The organism is Pseudomonas fluorescens (assembly GCF_002837185.1).
GTDB classification, from domain to species: Bacteria; Pseudomonadota; Gammaproteobacteria; order Pseudomonadales; family Pseudomonadaceae; genus Aquipseudomonas; species Aquipseudomonas fluorescens_AM.
Genome location: NZ_KZ478056.1, coordinates 1 through 1,303 on the forward strand (window position 1 = coordinate 1; position 1,303 = coordinate 1,303).

The 1,303-nt window shown below is 52.2% G+C and carries 1 protein-coding gene; it reads left to right on the plus strand.

What is annotated here, in order from left to right; genetic code table 11:
• The first annotated feature begins 90 nt into the window (after window positions 1-90).
• Complete coding sequence (locus tag CIB54_RS27220) at window positions 91-1,266, plus strand: integrase core domain-containing protein (protein ID WP_065949219.1); 1,176 nt, start codon at window positions 91-93, stop codon at window positions 1,264-1,266.
• The last annotated feature ends 37 nt before the right edge of the window (window positions 1,267-1,303 follow it).

The window sequence follows — 1,303 nt, forward strand, 5'->3', positions numbered from 1 at the left end:
GGTATGACTCACCCACATGGGTTACAAATCAGTTCACGCACATAGGTAACAGTTTTTAACTGGCAGGGTCGATTTCGCGAGGATCTGACCATGCCCTGGAAAGAGCTGAAACCTATGGACCTTAAAGTAATGTTCATTGCCGATTACCTGTCCCAGAAGCACAGCCTTAGCCAGCTGTGCCGGGACTATGAGGTCAGCCGCAAGACTGGGTATAAGTGGATCAGGCGTTACGAGGCAGAGGGCCCGAGTGGGCTTGATGAACGTAGCCGCTGCCGCCACAACCAAACCTACGTGGTGCCCTTGGCTGTGAAACAGGCAATCGTTGAATTTCGCTTAAGTGGCGAGACGATCCCCGGCCCGAAAAAGATTCAGAATAGCCTCATGCAGCGTTTCCCAGATCAGGATCCGCCCTCGAAGACGACCATTTACAACATTCTCAAGGCAGCTGATTTGATTACCCCCAAGCCATTGCGCCGACGGGTGGCTGTGTATCCCAAGCCTTTACGCAAGGCAGAAAATCCCAACCAGTTGTTCAGCGCTGATTACAAGGGCCAATACCTGACCGGAGCAGGGATTTGGTGTTATCCGCTGACGATCATGGATCATGCCAGCCGGTTTTTGCTGGCGTGCCAGAGCATGAGCAGCACCAATCTGAAGGAAACCCAGCAAACCTTCGAAAGGGTTTTTCGCGAATACGGCCTGCCAGAGCGTATTCGTACTGACAATGGGATACCGTTTGCCAGCACCAGTCGTGCAGGGCTGTCACAGCTGTCGATTTGGTGGATGAGACTTGGGATCATTCCTGAGAGGATCGAGCCAGGTCGCCCAGATCAGAATGGGCGGCATGAGCGCATGCACCGGACGCTGAAAAGTACATTACCTCACCCGTCGGCAATTGCGTGGGAAGCCCAGCAGCGACACTTTGATCGCTTCCTGCAGCACTACAATTACGAGCGTGGACATGAGGCGCTTGGCCAGAAAACGCCTGCTGCTTGCTATACGCCTTCAACTCGAATGTACCCAGAGACGCTACCGGAAATGATCTATGCGAGTCATATTGAGAGTTACCTGGCCGACAGTAGCGGAATCATCAATCGAGGAGGCATGCGGGTTTATGTTGGCAATCTACTTTGTCACCAGACCATCGGAATGGAGATGATCGGTGATGGGGTATGGAATGTAATCTTCGGTCCTGTGATCTTGGGCCATGTGAATGCGAGAGATGCAAAGAACGGTTATGTCTCAATCAAAGTGTCACCTATGTGAGTGCACTTTTTTGTAACCCATGTGGTTGACCCGTACA

Coding starts and splice junctions, on each gene's coding strand:
- CIB54_RS27220 (WP_065949219.1), top strand. CDS start 91: ATGCCCTGGAAAGAGCTGAAACCTATGGACCTTAAAGTAATGTTCATT.